At 60.9% G+C, this 915-nt stretch carries 1 protein-coding gene and 1 pseudogene; both read left to right on the forward strand.

Going from position 1 to position 915, the window contains the following annotated elements; translation table 11 throughout:
• A pseudogene (locus EN984_RS36135) lies at positions 1-290 on the forward strand (LacI family transcriptional regulator); the annotation flags it as partial.
• A 302-nt stretch (positions 291-592) separates the two neighbouring features.
• A partial coding sequence (locus EN984_RS36140) for a substrate-binding domain-containing protein (RefSeq protein ID WP_164765993.1) occupies positions 593-915 on the forward strand: 323 nt, incomplete at its 3' end.

The following is a 915-nucleotide window of genomic DNA, read 5'->3' on the forward strand; positions in this document are numbered from 1 at the left end:
ATCCGGATCTTGCCGGCTGCTACGTCGCCGGCGGCGGCATGGAAGGCGCGGTCTCGGCGCTGCGGGCAGCGAAGCCCGCGACCATGCCGGTGGTGGTCTGCAACGAGATCAACGCCGAATCGCGCGCGGCACTCGCCGACAACATCCTCACCATGGTGATCTCGACCCCGCTCGCCGCTTTGTGCCGTGAGCTCGTCGACCTGATGGCGCATGCCATCGAAACCGGCGCCGCCAACGCTCCGGGCCAGACCTTCCTGCCCTTCGACATCTACCTGCCGGAAAACATCTAGCCCGCCGCCGCGCAAGCCCGCCGAGGCAAATGATAGAATCCATCAGAGCGATGCGTAAATCGGCCCGCAGGCCGCGGAATCGCCCTTGACGCCCCGATGTGAAATGGAATAAATATTTCATCATCTGTGTATTTTGGTTCTTTCGTTCCGGAATATCTGTTTCAAACAGAGGGCTTGACGTTCCAGCCAGGAGGCAGGCGTCACCCGGAACAGAAAAGACATCAGGGAGAGATTCCCCGGGGAGATCGGGGATTCCGGATAAATCGGTGAAACCGGGCACCAATATGTGGAGGAGAAACACAATGAAGAAATTGATTTTGGGCGTCGCCTTCGCGGCGCTGATGAGCTCATCCGCCATGGCCGCCAAGGTTGGCGTGTCGATGGCCAAGTTCGACGACAACTTCCTGACCGTGCTGCGCAACGGCATGATCGAGCAGGCCAAGGGCATGAGCGGCGTCGAGCTGCAGGTCGAGGACGCACAGAACGACGTTGCCAAGCAGCTCGACCAGATCAAGAACTTCGCCGCCTCGGGCGTCGATGCCATCATCGTCAACCCGGTCGACACTTCGGCCACGCAGGCGATGTCGGACGCCGCCGCCGCAGCCAAGATCCCGCTGGTCTATGT

Source organism: Mesorhizobium sp. M7A.F.Ca.CA.004.12.1.1, assembly GCF_003997835.1.
In the GTDB taxonomy this organism is placed as follows: Bacteria; Pseudomonadota; Alphaproteobacteria; order Rhizobiales; family Rhizobiaceae; genus Mesorhizobium.